Origin of the sequence: Thiomicrorhabdus marina, from assembly GCF_017571465.1 — a bacterium.
Lineage (GTDB): Bacteria > Pseudomonadota > Gammaproteobacteria > Thiomicrospirales > Thiomicrospiraceae > Thiomicrorhabdus > Thiomicrorhabdus marina.
In genome coordinates this window covers 1-18,077 of sequence record NZ_JAGETV010000019.1, presented here as the reverse complement: position 1 = coordinate 18,077, position 18,077 = coordinate 1, and the positions used below count along the sequence as shown (strand labels likewise).

The following is an 18,077-nucleotide window of genomic DNA, read 5'->3' as shown; positions in this document are numbered from 1 at the left end:
AAAATTTCCTTTAGTCGTTTGTCGTTTCACAGTATCACCCTCTAGATAATTGAATGTTCGTTATAATTTTTTATCTGATGTTTTTAAAACACGAACCATTTTTATAAATTCTCTTTACCCTGCAAAGCATAAAAAATTTATCTATAAATAAAGAATTTAAAAAATTATTAAAATTATCCTATACGAGTAAAAGCTAGCAGAAAAACAAATAAAAAAGCCTGTATTCAATGAGATAAATACAGGCGACTATTATGTATATCAAATAAGGATATTAATAATTTCTAAATTACCATTTCCTTATAAAGTGAAAAACTTATCGTTCAATTTTAGAAAAACTCAATCTCTTCTTCCTCTTCCTCTTCATCGTGCATACGCTGACGAATACGGTCTTTCATAATCTCAATCGCTTCTTCTGCAGGAACATGATTGTCAAAAATCAGTTCAAACAACTCTTCTTCTTCGCGCATGGTGGTGCCTTTGCGTACACTCTGCTTAAAGGCATCCCACTCTTCCGGGCTTTTGACTCTCATTTCATGCGAGACGATTTCTGCCAAGCCCGATAAACCATGTGAAACATGCGATAAACGCTGGCTTAATTTGTCATAGAACTGAAAAGCGATAATCGCTTGCTGCATCTTACTGGAAAGCTCACCGGCCTCGCTTAACAATACGCTATGGTGATTGCTCAACTCTTCACTGGCCTGTTCGGCAGTTTCAATTAAATTCAGACTGGTTGATTGAATTTGCTCAATATGCTGAGACATATAGGTAAAAGAATCGATTAGCGTATTGACCGAGTTATCCCCTTCGGTAATCGATAAGTCAATCTGAGCAACCGATAAATTCAAGATCAAAATCGTCTCTTGAACCTCTTTGGCGCCCAATGAATAGTCATATTTTTGCGACATGAATTTTCCTAATTCTTGCTGATTTGCACTTTCTTATGCAGCGTGTAATTGCGGAGTACCGCCCTTGTGATGATTCGCTAAGGTTTCATTCACGTCCAGAATCAATGATACTGTCCCATCACCAAGAATGGTCGCACCGGCAATACTATCAATCTTCATAAAATTGCTTTCTAAGCTCTTAATGACTACCTGTTGCTGACCTAACAGATCATCAACAAAAATACCGGCTCGTTGGCCACCTTCTTCTACGACGACCAGAAGGCCTTTTTCCAGATCTTCTTGCGCATCATGTACACCCAGTTTTTTGTGCAAACGGATGACTGGAATATAAGAATCACGTAGTTTATAAAGTTCGGTTTCCCCGGCAATACCTTTGACCAAACCTTTATCGACTTGTATCGATTCGATAATTGAAACCAAAGGAATAACGTAGGTTTGCGAACCGACGGAACAGAGCTGTCCATCCAGAATTGCTAAAGTTAGCGGCAAACGAATGGTAAAAATACTGCCGGTTCCTATTTCGGTTTTAACATCAACGGAACCACCTAGAGACTTAATATTTCGGCGCACCACATCCATGCCAACACCACGACCGGAAACATCACTGATCACCTCTGCGGTTGAGAACCCAGGGTGGAAAATCAGGTCAATAATTTCTTCGCGGGTCAGATGATGATCTTCATCAATCACCCCTTTCTCAATCGCTTTCTGTTCAATGCGCTCATGGTCAATGCCGGCACCGTCATCGGTAATCTGAATCAAGATATTGCCACCTTGATGGAAAGCCGCCATTTTCACCGTACCGGTTTCAGATTTACCTGCTGCAAGCCGTTTTTCAGGGCCTTCAATACCGTGATCAATTGAGTTACGAACAATATGCACCAATGGATCGGTCAGCTGTTCCAACATGGTTTTATCTAATTCCGTGCCTTCGCCTTCCATCACCAAATCGATTTTCTTACCAAGCTTTTGGCTGACATCATGCACAATGCGCGGCATACGGTTAAAGGCAAAACTCACTGGCAACATGCGAATATTCATGACGCTTTCTTGCAGTTCACGAGTATGACGTTCCAGATGCGTTAAGCCTTCTTTTAACTTATCAACCCAATCAAGATTGTCATTATCAGAGCCGTGCGCCGATTCTTCTGCCTGCTCACCGAACTGACTTAACATCGACTGAGTGATAACCAGTTCACCGACCAAATTAACCAGCTGATCAATTTTGCTTAAATCAACACGAATTGAACCTTCTGCTTTAGGCGCTTTATCGCCCCCTTTGGCCGCTGCCGGTGCTTTTTTCGCTGACGCCGTTGCAGCCGATTTTGGCGGAGCTTCAACCACAGGAGTTTCAGCAATAACAGAAACGTCTTCAACAACTTCTACTTCAGTCGCTATCGGTACCGGCGGTGCTTCAACGCGAATTTCCGCACCGTCTCCGTCAATCCATTCAAATACTTCACGAATCGCTTCTTCAGTTACGTTTTCGCCCTCTAGTTCAAGACGCCATGACAGATAGACATGCTCAGGGTTAAAAGCGTGAATCTCAGGCAATTTATCGGTGACTGCGGTAACTTGCAGATTTCCGATACTTTCCAATTCTCGAAAAATACGAATTGGTTCATTCCCGGTTTGTAAGAGCTCCGGCTCAGGAATCATCTCGATTTTCCAAGCACCGCCAACTGCCGGTGTAGCCACCTCTTCAGCCTCAACGGAAACTTCGGGCGAGGACTCTCCACCTAAAATCGCTTCCATCCACTGCTGAACTTCACTGGCACGCTCCTCATCGATCGGTTCGTGGTTCTGCAATTTTTCAAGCATGTCGCGCAAGACATCAACCGCCGCTAACATTGCATCGACAGAATCTTGAGTAACCTCTCGCGAGCCGTCACGCATCTCGTCTAATAGCGTTTCCAGTACATGGGTAAAACCGGCTATTTCAGTAAAACCAAAAGTCCCGCTGCCGCCTTTAATCGAGTGTGCAGCGCGGAAGATTTCATTGATCTTCTCGTTATCTGGCGTTCCCGGCGGCAGGTTCAACAAGCCTGATTCCATTATGTCCAAACCTTCAAAGCTCTCTTCTAGATAGGTTTGGCGGAAAGTTTCCATCATGTCCATAGTCATGTCCTCAGAATAGTTCTACATCGCCTTCGACCGGTTTCGATTCGATATTGTGAATATATTGATTTTCTTGCGCCGCAAGACTCTCATTATGCATTTTATTGAGTCGGCGCACTCGAGCGCGCCCACTATTTGGGTAATAAATAACTTTTCGCGGGAAAACATCACCAATGTCTTGGGCAACGATTTTAAACCCTTCGGTATAGATATAATCAAATGCAAAACCAATGTTGTACCAACCAATATTGGTCATTGACGCCATGATTCGACCGCCGCCAAACAGTTTAAATTCCAAGCGCTCGCGTTTTGCACCTCGACTAAGCAGGGCATTGACCAAATTTTCCATCGCATAGTTACCGTAGCGGTTTGCATCGGACAACTCACTTGCTGCAGCAGCACTTTTATCTACCGGTAGCATAAAATGATTCATCCCACCAAGCCCTGCAATCGGGTCTCGTACACAAGCGGCAATACACGAACCGAGCACCGTCTCGATTCGCTCATTATCTTTGGTCACATAAAATTCGCCGGGCAGTATTTTTACGGTAGTAATCCCTTCTGCCGGATCAATACTTTTTTGCATAATTGCTCTTAATTTTTATCAAGCGATATCCGTTCGCCTGTCGCTTAAGAATAACCCTGTCTTACAGCTATCCATGTAAGCAAGGCGATATTGACTATATTCGCACTTATACTATAGGGGAGCAACCGAGAGCATCAGCTATTTTGTGATGAATCAAGTTTTGCCTGTTTTTGCTCTTGGCGGCGACGTTTGAAGAATTGACGAATCTTATCAGCGCAGAGATTTTGCAATACCGCGCTGGTAATTTGACATTGATGGTTAAGCTGCGGTGCTTGTAATAAATTGAAAACTGAACCGGCTGCTCCGGTGCGCGGATCCGGTGCAGCAAATACCACTCGGGCGACTCTGGAATGAACTAAAGCGCCGGCGCACATCGGGCATGGTTCAAGGGTTACATATAATGTGGTATTCACCAAACGATAATTCTCAAGAGCCCGCCCCGCATTACGCAGTGCAACCACCTCAGCATGTGCTGTTGGGTCATTAGTGGTAATTACCTGATTCCACCCCTCGGCAATTAACTCGCCATCCGCAACCAAAACCGCGCCCACCGGAACCTCACCCAATTGCTCAGCTTTATTAGCTAATTCTAAGGCGTGCTGCATCCAGAATTCGTCTTGCCGCTCTGGTGTTAAATTTTCAGGAACTTTCATAAACACTCAAATACAAAAAAGGCTTTCAAACGAAAGCCCTCTCAAAATCTTACACCTCTTTTAGCAAACTAAAACTTTTCAAATCAAGGCACTCAAAGGCGACGTTTAGTGAACTAAACGAGTCTTTGAGTAACGCAGAGTTGGAGAGTTTTAGGAAGCTAAAAGTTATTCCCATTCGATTGTTGCTGGCGGTTTCGACGAAATATCATAGGTTACACGAGTGATTCGCGGAATCTCATTGATAATACGTCCAGAAACATGTTCCAAGAATTCGTATGGCAGGTGCGCCCAACGCGCGGTCATAAAATCGATGGTTTCAACGGCACGCAGTGCAACAACATAATCATAACGACGCGCATCACCGACAACACCAACCGATTTAACCGGTAGGAATACCGCAAACGCTTGTGAAGTCTTATCGTAAAGTTCCCACTTATGCAGCTCTTCGATAAAGATATGATCTGCCAAACGAAGAATGTCGGCATACTCTTTCTTCACTTCACCAAGAATACGTACGCCTAAACCAGGCCCTGGGAAAGGATGTCGGTAAACCATATTGTATGGCAAACCAAGTGCTACACCTAACTTACGGACTTCATCTTTAAACAACTCTCGAAGCGGTTCAATCAAAGACATTTTCATATCTTCCGGCAGACCACCCACATTGTGGTGCGACTTAATCACTTTAGCCTTACCTGTTTTTGAACCTGCTGATTCGATAACGTCAGGATAGATCGTCCCTTGCGCTAGCCAGTTAATCCCTTCCAGCTTCGCAGATTCCTGGTCAAATACTTCGATAAACTCGCGACCGATGATTTTACGCTTCTCTTCTGGGTCGGTTTTCCCTGCCAGAGCCGACATAAAACGGTCTTCAACATCGGCACGGATAACCTTAATCCCCATGTTTTCCGAGAACATCGCCATCACTTGATCACCTTCTTGGTGACGCAGTAGACCATGATCAACGAAGACACAAGTTAACTGATCGCCAATCGCTTTATGCAACAGTGCAGCAACAACCGATGAATCCACACCACCAGAAAGACCTAGCATCACTTGGTCAGAACCAACCTGCTCGCGAATACGTTTGATGCTATCGTCGATAATATTTTCAGTGGTCCAAAGTTTTTCACAACCACATAGCTCAACCACGAAACGCTCGATCATGCGTTTCCCTTGCTTAGTGTGCGTTACCTCCGGGTGAAACTGAATGCCGTAGAAGTTTTTCTCTTCATTTGCCATACCGGCGATTGGACAATTACCGGTTGATGCCATCAATTTGAAACCTTCCGGCATAGCATCAACACGGTCACCGTGCGACATCCATACATCCAGCATGCCGTAACCTTCCGGCGTAACTTCATCTTCGATGTCGATTAGCAATTTAGTATGACCATGCGCACGAACCTGTGCATAACCGTACTCGTGTTCGTCAGCATTAATGACTTGACCGCCAAGCTGCTGCGCCATGGTTTGCATACCGTAGCAAATACCCAAAACAGGCACACCAAGATTGAATACGACTTCAGGGGCAAATGGCGCATCATCACCGATGACCGTTTCAGGACCACCAGAAAGGATAATCCCTTTAGCGCCGAATTTTTCCACATCGGCGGCATCGATATCCCAAGGTTCTACTTCACAGTAAACACCAATTTCACGGATACGACGCGCAATCAACTGTGTGTATTGCGAACCGAAGTCCAAAATCAAAATGCGATGGTCATGAATATTATGTTGTGACATATTTTTTTCCGGATTGAATTCTTTAAAAACGCAACAAGGCTCTTGCAGATAAACCGCAAAAGCCTTGTTGATTAATGCGACATCATTCGCAAATTACACGCGATAGTTTGGCGCTTCTTTAACGATGGTTACATCGTGCACGTGAGACTCGGTCATACCCGCAGCAGTCACACGAACAAATGAAGGTTTCTTGTTCATGGTCGGGATATCAGGACAACCGGTATAGCCCATCGCCGAACGCAGACCACCGGTTAGCTGATGGATAATTGGAGACAGTGCACCTTTATAAGCAATACGCCCTTCAATTCCTTCTGGTACCAATTTATCTTCTGCATTTGAAGACTGGAAATAACGGTCAGAAGAGCCGGTAGGTTGCGCCATTGCACCTAGAGATCCCATGCCTCGGTACGATTTATAAGCACGGCCTTGGTAATACTCAACTTCACCCGGCGACTCTTCCGTACCAGCAAACATTGAACCGAACATACAAGCAGATGCACCGGCAACCAATGCTTTAGCCACGTCCCCAGAGAAACGCATACCGCCGTCAGCAATCAGCGGAACACCGGTTCCTTCCAATGCTTTCGCAACGTTTGAAATAGCAGAAATCTGTGGAACACCAACACCGGCAACGATACGAGTGGTACAGATTGAACCGGGACCGATACCGACTTTAACCGCATCCGCACCGGCTTTAACCAGGTCTAGCGCCGCTTCACCGGTTGCAATGTTGCCGCCGATAACGTCAATTTGCGGGTAATTCTGCTTAACCCATGCAACGCGATCAAGCACACCTTGTGAGTGGCCGTGTGCAGTATCAACGATAATCGCATCAACGCCGGCTTCAACGAGTGCTTTAACACGAGCTTCGGTCTCTTTACCGGTACCAACAGCGGCACCGACACGTAGACGACCTTCTGAATCTTTCGCCGCATTCGGGTGATCCGATGACTTCATAAAGTCAGAAACGGTAATCATGCCGCGTAGTTTGAAATCGTCGTTGACAATTAATACGCGTTCAATACGGTGCTCATGGAAAAGAGCAAGCACTTGGTCACGCTCAGTACCTTCTTTCACTGTTACCAATTTATCTTTCGGCGTCATAATGGTTGAAACCGGAACCGATAAATCGTCAACAAAACGGAAATCGCGGCTAGTAACAATACCAACCAAATCAGAACCATCCATCACCGGCGCACTGGAAACGCGGTTCGCTTTAGTTTTTTCCAACGCTTCCAAAACCGTCATATTTTGATCAACGGTTACCGGATCAGCGATAACACCGTGCTCGAATTTCTTAACTTTACGAACCACGTGCGCCTGTTGCTCGATAGTCATATTTTTATGGATAATACCGATACCGCCTTCTTGCGCCATAGAAATCGCAAGGCGTGCTTCGGTAACAGTATCCATCGCGGCAGAAACAAATGGAATGTTTAGCGAAATGTTACGCGTTAATTTCGTTTTCAATGACACATCATTTGGCAACACCGTCGAGTGTGCCGGGACCAAAAGAACGTCATCAAACGTAAGGGCTTCTTGTAAAATTCTCATGTTTTCTACCTTATACGAAAGCTTATGGGCTAATTAGTTATTTTTCTAATTCGTGGCTTTTCTAGCCGTGCCGCTCAATTTATAACGAAAAATCAAGCAGTTAGATTAAATTTTCTTTATCTGACATAAGAAAAATAACCCCAAGATTTTTAGAATATGGCTATTATAAAGATTGACACGGACGGGGTAAACTTAATAACGTATGCATCTATGTAAAAAACGGCAATTTTTTAAGTTTCTCTCGATTCCTAAATGCTGTTTTTCACGTACAACAATAAATTTAGAAAAGCATGGATTTTCACTATCGACTATTTGGTCATTATGAAAATCACTCAACAGCTCATAGATAAAGAACGACGTTTTTTGGAGGATAAAAAATGAAGAAATTAATCGCTGGTCTAACCGTTGCAATGGCTCTAGTAGGTTTTAACGGTGCTGCAAACGCAAGCGCAGATTTAGACGCGAAAATGGCTGAAGCCGCTAAAATCCATGGTGAAGCTAAAGCCGGTGGTTTCGTTTGGAAACAGAAAAAAATGAAGCAAAACTACTTCGACACTTACTCTGCACAGTATGATGAAGCGAAGAAAAAGGGCGATGCTAAGAAAATGGAATCTGCAGCTGAATCAGCTATGCGCACTGCTAAAGGTGAAATGGCGCAAATGACTGCCGACGTTAAAGCAGCTTGGGAAAAATAATTCCAACCTAGCCGCTCAATGAAAAACCCGAGTTAATCTCGGGTTTTTTTATGCCTTCAGAAACTGCCAAGCAATCATTTCTTCAAATGGGTTGCATCCGAAAAAGAGCTTAGCCAGTGCGGTTTCAGCAACACAATCGCCGCAATCAACATTCCATTCACAAAGCCCTCTGGAGTTGCCATCAATGGAATAAACGGAAAATAATGCTGCGCCAGATACTCAAAACTGTGCACTTCATTTGCCCCCATAATCACACCACCTAAAACCAGCACCAACACCACGCCAACACCGGCAGCGAGAAAAGCATTAAAAAACACATACACGAAAAAATTCTGTTCCAGATACCGCTCGCTGATACGCAACATCAGCTGAGTAATTAGAATCGGTACCGCGCCCATCAACAGAGCATTAACACCCAAAGCAAGCCAACCAAGATCGGAAAAAAAAGTCACCCCAAGCAGCACTAACAACATGCCGATAAAGGCAAACTGCACACCAAACATCAAAGTCATCATTGTCATTAGCAAAAAATGAAAGGTCACTCCATTGCCTAGACTGGCGCCCAATTGCCAAACGAAAAATACGACCACCGAGATAAACAGCCAAATATTCTGCGCCCCGCTGTCACTTTTGACTTTGTACCAAGGCGCCGTTTTCAACGCCCAGCCTAAAATACCCAGTAGACTCAGCCAACCGAACACCAGTAACGACAGGCTTAGATTCTCTGCATATAGATTCATTGCTCCCTACACTCCTTTTTTCGGCAAGCTAAAAACATCACTCTTGGTTACAATAGGCACACTTTAAATTTGCCAAGCAAAGTGAACACAGTATGCCTTTTAAAATCTTATTTGCCATGTTTTACGATTTTATCTTACTTTGTGCCGTCTGGTTTGCCTCGGCCATTCCGTTTGTTATTTGGCAAGGCGGTGATTTTGCCGGCAACGATAAAATTAATCTGGCCTTTCAAATTTACTTGATCGCGATTACCTATATTTACCTGACTTATTTCTGGACACAATCTGGGCAAACACCAGGACTGCGCACATGGAAATTACAGCTATTGCGCGAGGACGATTATATTCTGACCCGCCATAATGCCAACCTGCGGTTCTTACTCATGGTGCTGTTATTCGGCATTAGCTGGATTGGACTCCTACTCCCGAAAAAACAACTTTTGCACGACCAATTAGCAAAGACTAAAATAGTTGCCGTTTCTGATGCCGAAAACCCAAAGGACTAGCATGCCAACCCTAATTATTCACAGCCCAACGCTTAACGATGCGCAACACACCTTACTGAAATCAGTCGGTGATTTGCAAGCCCGAAACAATCACTATCGTATTGAATGCGCTAGCATTGATGCCGAAAAACTGTTCGAACTTCGCCAAGAGTCAGAACTGGATATCAACTTATTGCCGGAAGGCTTTGACGGCTCACAGGTTAAATTGTTGATTAGCGATATGGACTCGACTCTGATCGCCATCGAGTGTATCGATGAAATTGCGGACTATATGAACATCAAGCCGCAAGTCTCTGCGATTACCGAAGCGGCGATGCGCGGCGAATTGGATTTTGAAGGTTCACTGACCAAACGTGTTGCCTTACTGACCGGCCTAAATACGGACATGCTGCAAACGGTATACGATGAACGCTTGATGCTAAACCCTGGCGCTGAAGCCCTTATTACGGGGTTAAAATCGCAAGACATCAAATTCGCGCTCGTATCCGGCGGCTTCACCTTCTTTACTGAGCGCCTGAAAGAAAAGCTGGGATTAGATTATGCGCGCGCCAATGTTTTAGCTGAAACCGACGGCAAACTAAATGGTTCAGTGGTCGGCAGTATTGTTGGTGCACAAGCCAAAGCGGATTTCTTGAACGAACTATGTGCCGAACTCAACATCACGCCTAACCAAGTTATTGCTGCCGGCGATGGCGCCAATGATCTATTGATGATGAACGAGGCAGGACTAAGCGTTGCCTATCATGCTAAACCGGCGGTACAAGCTAAAGCATCCACCGCATTAAACCATCGTGGACTGGATGCAATTCTAGACTTCATAGGATAAAACCTTTTGACCTAAACATAAAAAACCGAAGCATGACTCTATCCGATGCTTCGGTTTTTTATAATTTGGGGAGATGGACAAGAAGAGTTAACTTACCGTCCAATATCTTAATAAATTATGATATAGCTCAGTCAGTTGCAGAACCGAATCATGCTCGTCACCCAGCTCTTGGCGTAAAGCCTGAATATTACTATCCAGTTGCGCTAGCATCATTCGCGCCTTACCGTCTTGCACTAAACTCTGCACCCACATAAAACTAGCGATACGCTGCCCTTCCGTGACCGGAAGTACTTGATGCAATGCACCAGAGTCATACAAAATCATATCTCCGGCATTCAGCTTGATTTCTTGCACTCCCATACCGGTATCGATTTGTAACTCACCACCAAGATAACTCTCTGGGCTGTTTAAAAACAGCGTAGCCGATAAGTCGGCACGAACTTGTTCGCCGCTGTACGGATTATGCAATACCGCATTATCAACATGAGCGCCATAAAAACCACCGTTTTGATAGAGATTAAATTTCGGTGGATAGAACTTATTCGGCAAAGCATTACTGACAAATTCCGGTATCTGTAAAAGGCGACTTTCCACTTTTTTGCTCAATGCTTGCGCATCGTCATTATGGTCGTCAAACTGCAAATTTTGCTTGACCCGTTTCGCCAGAGAACCCGCTGTATGTGCGCCATCAATCCATTCGCCCTGTTCTAATTCTTGCAGAATGTGCTGACACTCTTCTTGTGAAAAAACCTGCTCAATAATCTTAAACATCAGCACTCTCCAAAATCTGTGTTGCATTGATTTCATGTAAACTAGCACAACCACACAAAGCCATGGTCATCTGTAATTCTTCAGTTAACACTTTAAGTAAATGTGCTACGCCAAGCGCACCGGCAACGGCCAACGCATAAACTTGTAAACGGCCAATCATTACCGCATCCGCGCCATTGGCAAGCGCAGTAAAAATATCTTGCCCGCTGCGAATACCGCTATCCAGCAGAATGGTCATTTCAGCCCCAACGGCTTGACGGATTTTAGGTAACATTTGCAAGCTACTTGGCGCTTGATCCAAAGCGCGGCCGCCGTGATTAGAAACAATTAAGGCATCGACTCCAAGCTGTTGTAAACGTAGTGCTTGTTGAGGGTTCAACACGCCTTTTATCCAGACCTCTATCTCAAGGTTTTTTGCGAACTCAATTAATTGCGTCAGTGTCTGCCAGTTTAATGCTTGCGACATGATACCCTGAAAGATATAACTCTCGTCCTTCGCTAGCTCAACCGAAGGATTCGGATAATCTTCTAAATTAGGCGGCAGAGCCTGCGGTAACTGAAAACCTAATTTTCGGGCTTGTAAAGAGACGCTTTGAACCGGAGCGTCTACAGTAATCACCAACGCTTGATAACCGGCTTGCTTTGCCCGCCGAATTAAATCCATTGAATCTTCAATTCTCGGTTGATGATACAGTTGAAATGCCTGCCAACCGGCACTGGCTTGCGCAACCTCTTCCAATGAATAACTTGAAAAGGTACTCAAAATCATCCCTTGTTCAATCGCTTCCGCACCTTGCGCACTGGCGATTTCAGCTTGTTCATTAAGCAATCTTTGGTGCGCTACCGGAGCCAAAAAAATCGGGGCGGAAAACCGGTGATTCTTGTAATACCAAGCGCTCGATCCTTGGGCGACATTTTGTAAACTATTCGGTAATAATCGAACATTGCTAAACGCTTGCAAATTGCGTTGCAAAGAAATCTCTCTGCCGCTTCCACCGGCAATATAAGCAAACAAAGCTTCATCAAGTTGTGTCTGCGCAAGCGTTTCAAAATCTTGCGCACACAGAACCTGACGTTGCAGCTGCTGATAGTCTGTAATCATTACGATCTCCTTAATTAAAAAACTCAGCGAACGCAATACAACATTCGCTGAGCTACAACGAGGAAAAGCAAAGCGGTGCGAGCCTGCCTTTCCAAATTGTCTAAGTTTAATGATTAAAATTCATAGTTTAAAGTTACGCGGATATTGCGTTCATCACCTTTATAAGCAAACGCACCGCCACCACGATACACAGCTAGATAGTGATCTTTATCAAATACATTATTTACGTTTAGCTGAATATCCAAGTCTTTATTGACACGGTAATTAGCGAATAGGTCAAAAATAGTATAACCCGGCAAAGTATAGCTATCGGTTGCGGCGCTGTCCGGCTGACCGGCCGTCATTTTACTGGTGTATGTCATACCACCACCAAATGCAAACTGTGGCGCAACTTGATAGCGTAACAAAGCATTTAGCTTATTATCGGCAAAGTTAGCCAATGGTTTACCGACATTATCAGCCGTTTCAGATTCCGTAATTTCAGATTCCATCATCGTCAAACCGATTTGACCACTTAGTTTTTCAGTTAAGTTACCTGCTAAACCAAGCTCAATACCTCGAACACGGTTACCACCGGTATTAGGTGTTCCGGTATTAGAATAATCCGCGCCACGTGCTGCTTCCATTACATCGGTTTTATCAATTTGGAAAAGTGCAGCCGTAAGCAGAAGTTTGTTATCGTTTAACTGCCACTTAGTCCCTAATTCATAAGATTGGATTGTTTCCGGCTCAATGCTTTGCGCATCAATAAAGCCGCCGTAACCACCACTGGTTCCTACATCCGACTCACCACCATTAATATTCGCCGCTGTACTATAGGTTGCATAAACGTTACCGTTTTCAGCAACATCATAGACAAAGCCGATATGACCATTCCATAACCCGTCTGAATAATCGTATTGACCAGAAACTGCGCCGCCGCTATAGGTTGTCAAATCCAAATCAAATTGATCATAACGAATACCACCGTGGATGGTTAAATCCTCAGATACATCAACGGTATCCATAATGCCAAAGGAGGTGGTTTTCATTTTCCAAATCGAGTGCAAACTATCGCCCCCAACTTGCTTACCAAGAACACTGTTTAGATTATCAACAGGTTGACCGTTTTCATCTAAGAAACAACGGCTTTCACTCACACCTGTTACTTGTCCGGTAGAACGGTCAGTAATTGGAGTATAACAATTGCTGGCACCTAAAGAACTCACCGATTTATTGTAACGGGTAATATCTTGGCTTGAGTACTCCAGACCGACAACGAACTGGTGCTTCATTCCGCCTAACTGCGCATCAATATAGGTATTCAGTGCATTAGCGAAGTATTCAACGTCTTGGCTGGCAGCTTTCGATTTATCTCCGGCCGTTTTATACGTACTGTCGATATCACTTGCATCTAAATCACTCACTGTACGAGTTCCGTTAGCGAGGTCGTCCTGCGCTTGCTGCGTTAGGATCGCTCCAGTTTTTCCCTGCACACCGGTTACCACATAGGAATTATTGGTGGTACCCGAACGGGTTGTGTTTTCAATTCGAATATTGTCATCTACTTGGTAGCCAAGTTTTAAAGTCGTCGAATCAACATCGGTATTAAAGAAATCTTCATCTTGAGTTGCTGCTGGGAAAGCATCATTCACCTTGCCGGTTTCCGTATCCAGATAAGAACCCAAATCCGGGCTATCTTTGGCATCCATAGTGTAATGATCAAGCGTCACATCTAATTTATCGGTCGGCGCCCAGAAAACCGAGCCTGCAAGACCTTTACGCTCGCGATCGGCAGGAGCACGATTCGGCACTTCTTCATAGGCATTCAAAATATTTAAACGCAATGCCGCATCATCGGTTAACACCATATTTGAATCCAAGGTATAACGATGATATTCATCACTGCCTAAACCGCCAGATAGCTTATTAAAGCTACGGCCTAGGTTTGCTTGTTTGGTAACCGAGTTAACCGCACCACCGGTGGTACCGCGACCCGCAAAACTTGAGCTAGGCCCTTTGGTAATCTCAATCTGTTCGGTGGCAAAACTTTCACGAGTCGTCATCCCTGGATCACGCATCCCATCAACAAACACGTCTGAACGCGCTTCATGACCACGAATGATATAGCGATCACCAAACAGGTTACCGCCTTCGCCGGTACCGATAGTAATCCCAGGCTGCGCACCAAGAATGTCACGCAAATCCGTTTTCCCTGAATCTTTTAATTGTTGCTGAGTCAACACTTGAATCGTTTGCGGCGTTTCCGCTAGCGGCTTAACTCGACGCGCATCACCTGATTGGTTGGCTTTATAAGGCGCGCCCTTTTCAGCATAAGGGTTATCATCAATCTTTTGGCCTTGCACCTCAATGGTGTTTAACGTAGAACCTGCTTCACTTTCTGCCCATGCCGGTGCAGATGACAGACTAACCGCAACCCCTATTGCAACCGCTGTTTTCGTTTTACTGAAACCTTGGCGCTGTAAAGAATGTAAAGGCTTTAGTTGAACACCAGACTGATTAGACTGAAGTCTTGGCGAAAGTTGCTTGCTCATTTGTTTTTTCTCCAATATTTATCCTTTTGCTAAGCATCTATTACATGATTAGCAAAAGGTTCTAAGGTTGCTAAACCCGAAAGATTTCTCGTTGTTAATTTTCTTTCGTGGCTGGCTTGTATCCTTACAATTGGAGACTGGCTGGCTGCGATGAATGTTTTGATACGATTATTTCGTCAAAATTAATTTATTTTCTTTGGTGACCCGTAATTGATATTGCTGATCGCCATGTTGAATGAATAGAGTTTTTGCTCCTGCTAACAACTCTTTGGAATCAACTGTTCGAGGCTTTCCCTCGCCTGTTTTTTGATCCGAATGCGGCATAAAACAATTCCCTATCTATGAAAGCGCAGAAATAAGTCTCAGTGAGACTTGTTCTGAATTTCTTTATCTATCTTGATTTATTCATTTCGGCTTTTGTACAAGTAAAACTTCTGAGGAGAGTACAAGTTATGCGGCACTGTAAATTCAAATGCTACAAGCCTTCTTTAGCGATATTTCTATCGTCTTTTGACCGTGACAAAAGCCGTAATGAACAAAAATGCAAAAGTTATTTCGTTCTCAATACCATTTGCAAATGAGAATGATACACATCTAGTTTCACATAATCAACCAATTTTATAAAAGCATTTCTAAAACGAAATTATTACTATGAAATTTTCAGTGAAATCGACGCTCAACTAAACGCCAAAAGAGATAAAGTAAAAGACAGGCCCTAGCAAAGAGGAAATGTAGCCAATAAAAAAGCCCGAGTCTAAATCAACTCGGGCTTTCAACGGTAGAACGGAGGTTAAGCTTGTCAGCTTACGCAAACATCGACTGCTCGACCTCTTTAATCGCAACCACAATGAATTTACCGATGGTATCTTCATACCCCGGCCATTGTGCAGCGACATTCTTCATGAAAGGTTTTTCCATAATGATTGGCTTCATTTCAAAGTCAGAAAGACCTTCATCGTAAAGCACTTCAACATTACTATAGATGGTTTCCATGAACTCTTTACCTTCGTTAATGAGCTTCACATCATCCGGCGTGCCGTGCATCGGGATGAAAGTGGTTAGACCCATATCAGAAATCTGCCCTAACGCATCAATTGAACCGCGGAAAGAACCGTCTTCCATATTGGCAACACGGCGCATAACCATATCACCCATGTACATTACTTTATCGGTAGTTACTTCAACTGAAATATCCGAATCAGTGTGAACTTTGCCGAAGTGGTGAATCTTGAATTTCACGCCGCCCACTTCAAACTCTTCACCACCTTGGAAGGTTTTGTTCGGTAGCGTAATAACGGTACCTGTGATTTTGTTATTAGTGTTGTTTTGCATGAAATCGAACCAGAATTTGTCCTGACCGGATTTCAGGTTATCGATACATTTCTGATGCGAGTAGATTTCAACATTCGCATTGGCATTAACAAAAGCATGGTTACCAAGCCAGTGGTCACCATGGAAGTGAGTATTGATCACTCTAACAACCGGCTTATCAGTCACTTTCTTGATTTGACGAAGAATCATTTCGCCGATTTGTACCGAAGAGCCGGTATCAATTACAACAACACCATCATTAGTTACCACAAAACCTGGGTTAGAGAACATACCGAAATTATCAGGAGTCGGGTGTGGCCCCATAGCCGGAATAGTGTAACAATGCTCAGTTACCTTAACTGCGTCAACATCCGGTACATCCGGACCTTTAAATTCCATGTCATCTGAAGCATACAGTGGACGAAGCGCAGAAGCACCAACTAAGCCGGCACCTACAGCAAAAGCAGATTTAAATAAATCACGACGTTTCATTCGATTCTCCTATCGAGACTAGTAACCTGACAGCCCTACGTTTTGAGCGCCAGAAATTTTAACGCTGTGATTTTAACACCATCCTTCACAATCTGCATAAGCCCTTATTGGGATAAACTCTGACGACAGAATGGCGATTTGGCCTTAACCTATTGTCGCGGTCTATTAAAAATTGATAATTATTTACTGCTAATTTCGCGCCCAACAAGCGGGAATATCGTGTGAAATCATTCAGGGTATTCTCTTGGCTAAAATCAATTGACCTTGTAATTACCTCTAGTTGAACGAACTGTCAGCAAAAATTTTACAAAAAACACTTTTTTATAATCTATAATCATTCTCATTATTAATATCAAAAACTTATAAATCATTATGGAATTTCTTAAAGCCTATCTAGATTACGCCGTTTTCGGCATTTTGGGACTAATGGGGTTCATCGCCTTGTGGATCACCTTCGAACGTTTCTTTTATTATCGCTCCGTAAAATGGCAAGAGTTCAGCCATCACGAACACCTTAATATTGCACTTAGCCGGAACTTAACCAGTCTATCAATCATTGGCGCCAATGCACCCTATGTTGGACTTTTAGGAACCGTACTTGGTATCTTGATTACTTTCTACGATCTAGGCCAAGGTCATGATCTAGATACCGGTGCTATTATGCTAGGCTTAGCACTGGCGCTAAAAGCGACGGCTGCCGGCATCGCCATCGCCATTCCGAGCATCATGTTCTACAACGGCCTAGTTCGAAAAGTCGATGTCATTAATGCCCAATACCGCGCCATGCAAGACGGCAAGCGCGACCTCAGCGCTTAAGGCTTATATCTATGAAACGTTTTGACAACATCAACGTCATACCGTTGATTGACGTAATGCTAGTACTACTGGCGATTGTATTAATGACCGCCAGTTTTATTGTGCAAGACAAACTGAATATCGACTTGCCGCAAACCGCAAACACCGAAAGCTATCAACCACCCAGCGATTTAGACCCTATCGCTCTAGCAATTGATAAAGACAATAATATTTTATTGGAAGAGCAGATTCAGTCTTTACCTCAATTAGAAGCGCTATTTATTAGCCTTGCAAAACAACAACCAGTCACTCTACGCGTTGATAAGCAAGCCGATTTTGGGACCTTTGTGAAAGTGATTGATCTATTAAAGGGTCAAAGCCTAAATAACCTAACCATCCTGACAGAAAAGAAATAACCCCGCAATGCAACGCTCTTCACTTATCGCTACATTACTAACCACCCTTATCTATGGCTTAATTGCAGCCGTAGCTTACTGGCTCTGGTTGCAACCAATCGAGAAACAAGAAGAGCAGCTTCGCCAAGTAGACCTTAACCTCTCAATGTTTGCTGCTCCGACGCCTGAACCGACGCCTGAGCCAAAACCTGAGCCAAAACCTGAGCCAAAGCCTGAGCCAAAGCCTGAGCCAAAGCCTGAACCGAAGCCTGAACCGAAGCCTGAACCGAAGCCTGAACCGAAGCCTGAACCGAAGCCTGAACCGAAGCCTGAACCGAAGCCTGAACC

General features: G+C 44.0%; 18 protein-coding genes. 5 read left to right on the top strand and 13 right to left on the bottom strand.

Annotated elements, in window-relative coordinates; translation table 11 throughout:
* Positions 1-326: 326 nt before the first annotated feature.
* The 6 genes from J3998_RS09760 to guaB form a co-directional block, all read right to left on the bottom strand.
* Positions 327-908: a hypothetical protein gene (locus J3998_RS09760; protein ID WP_208150478.1), complete on the bottom strand. Its 582-nt coding sequence runs from the start codon at positions 906-908 to the stop codon at positions 327-329.
* Between the two features lie 33 nt (positions 909-941).
* Positions 942-3,026, bottom strand: coding sequence for a chemotaxis protein CheA (locus tag J3998_RS09755; RefSeq protein ID WP_208150477.1), 2,085 nt, complete (start codon positions 3,024-3,026; stop codon positions 942-944).
* 10 nt (positions 3,027-3,036) lie between these two features.
* Positions 3,037-3,612: a chemoreceptor glutamine deamidase CheD gene (gene cheD / locus J3998_RS09750; RefSeq protein ID WP_208150476.1), complete on the bottom strand. Its 576-nt coding sequence runs from the start codon at positions 3,610-3,612 to the stop codon at positions 3,037-3,039.
* Positions 3,613-3,746: 134 nt separating this feature from the next.
* Positions 3,747-4,265 (bottom strand): tRNA adenosine(34) deaminase TadA, encoded by a 519-nt coding sequence (gene tadA / locus J3998_RS09745; protein ID WP_208150475.1) that lies wholly within the window; start codon positions 4,263-4,265, stop codon positions 3,747-3,749.
* Positions 4,266-4,430: 165 nt separating this feature from the next.
* Positions 4,431-6,011: a glutamine-hydrolyzing GMP synthase gene (gene guaA / locus J3998_RS09740; protein ID WP_208150474.1), complete on the bottom strand. Its 1,581-nt coding sequence runs from the start codon at positions 6,009-6,011 to the stop codon at positions 4,431-4,433.
* A 93-nt stretch (positions 6,012-6,104) separates the two neighbouring features.
* Positions 6,105-7,565, bottom strand: a complete 1,461-nt coding sequence (gene guaB, locus J3998_RS09735) for an IMP dehydrogenase (RefSeq protein WP_208150473.1) — start codon at positions 7,563-7,565, stop codon at positions 6,105-6,107.
* Positions 7,566-7,942: 377 nt separating this feature from the next.
* On the opposite strand from guaB, the gene J3998_RS09730 reads away from it, so the two are divergent.
* Positions 7,943-8,260 carry a hypothetical protein gene (locus J3998_RS09730; RefSeq protein WP_243750695.1) on the top strand — a complete coding sequence of 106 codons (318 nt, stop codon included), beginning with the start codon at positions 7,943-7,945 and terminating at the stop codon, positions 8,258-8,260.
* 74 nt (positions 8,261-8,334) lie between these two features.
* Here J3998_RS09730 and J3998_RS09725 read toward each other — a convergent pair whose 3' ends face one another.
* Complete coding sequence (locus J3998_RS09725) at positions 8,335-9,000, bottom strand: energy-coupling factor ABC transporter permease (protein WP_208150472.1); 666 nt, start codon at positions 8,998-9,000, stop codon at positions 8,335-8,337.
* 92 nt (positions 9,001-9,092) lie between these two features.
* On the opposite strand from J3998_RS09725, the gene J3998_RS09720 reads away from it, so the two are divergent.
* Positions 9,093-9,503: an RDD family protein gene (locus J3998_RS09720; protein WP_208150471.1), complete on the top strand. Its 411-nt coding sequence runs from the start codon at positions 9,093-9,095 to the stop codon at positions 9,501-9,503.
* Position 9,504: 1 nt separating this feature from the next.
* Positions 9,505-10,329: a phosphoserine phosphatase SerB gene (serB, locus tag J3998_RS09715; protein ID WP_208150470.1), complete on the top strand. Its 825-nt coding sequence runs from the start codon at positions 9,505-9,507 to the stop codon at positions 10,327-10,329.
* 87 nt (positions 10,330-10,416) lie between these two features.
* On the opposite strand, the gene J3998_RS09710 is transcribed toward serB, so the two are convergent.
* The 5 genes from J3998_RS09710 to J3998_RS09690 form a co-directional block, all read right to left on the bottom strand.
* Positions 10,417-11,100 carry a Fe2+-dependent dioxygenase gene (locus J3998_RS09710; protein ID WP_208150469.1) on the bottom strand — a complete coding sequence of 228 codons (684 nt, stop codon included), beginning with the start codon at positions 11,098-11,100 and terminating at the stop codon, positions 10,417-10,419.
* Entirely contained in the window at positions 11,093-12,202 is a 1,110-nt protein-coding gene (locus J3998_RS09705) for an alpha-hydroxy acid oxidase (protein ID WP_208150468.1), read from the bottom strand. Before J3998_RS09705 ends, J3998_RS09710 begins: the two co-directional genes overlap by 8 nt.
* Before the next feature lie 113 nt (positions 12,203-12,315).
* Positions 12,316-14,736, bottom strand: a complete 2,421-nt coding sequence (locus tag J3998_RS09700) for a TonB-dependent receptor (RefSeq protein ID WP_208150467.1) — start codon at positions 14,734-14,736, stop codon at positions 12,316-12,318.
* 168 nt (positions 14,737-14,904) lie between these two features.
* Positions 14,905-15,060, bottom strand: coding sequence for a hemin uptake protein HemP (hemP, locus tag J3998_RS09695; RefSeq protein ID WP_208150466.1), 156 nt, complete (start codon positions 15,058-15,060; stop codon positions 14,905-14,907).
* Between the two features lie 480 nt (positions 15,061-15,540).
* A complete protein-coding gene (locus J3998_RS09690; RefSeq protein ID WP_208150465.1) occupies positions 15,541-16,539 on the bottom strand; it encodes an MBL fold metallo-hydrolase in 999 nt (332 codons plus the stop codon).
* Positions 16,540-16,911: 372 nt separating this feature from the next.
* Between J3998_RS09690 and exbB the strand changes: the two genes are divergently transcribed.
* Together exbB and J3998_RS09680 are read left to right on the top strand one after the other, a co-directional pair.
* Positions 16,912-17,355: a TonB-system energizer ExbB gene (exbB, locus tag J3998_RS09685; protein WP_208150464.1), complete on the top strand. Its 444-nt coding sequence runs from the start codon at positions 16,912-16,914 to the stop codon at positions 17,353-17,355.
* An 11-nt stretch (positions 17,356-17,366) separates the two neighbouring features.
* A complete protein-coding gene (locus tag J3998_RS09680) occupies positions 17,367-17,750 on the top strand; it encodes an ExbD/TolR family protein (protein ID WP_208150463.1) in 384 nt (127 codons plus the stop codon).
* 134 nt (positions 17,751-17,884) lie between these two features.
* Here J3998_RS09680 and J3998_RS09675 read toward each other — a convergent pair.
* A partial coding sequence (locus tag J3998_RS09675; protein ID WP_208150462.1) for a hypothetical protein occupies positions 17,885-18,077 on the bottom strand: 193 nt, incomplete at its 5' end.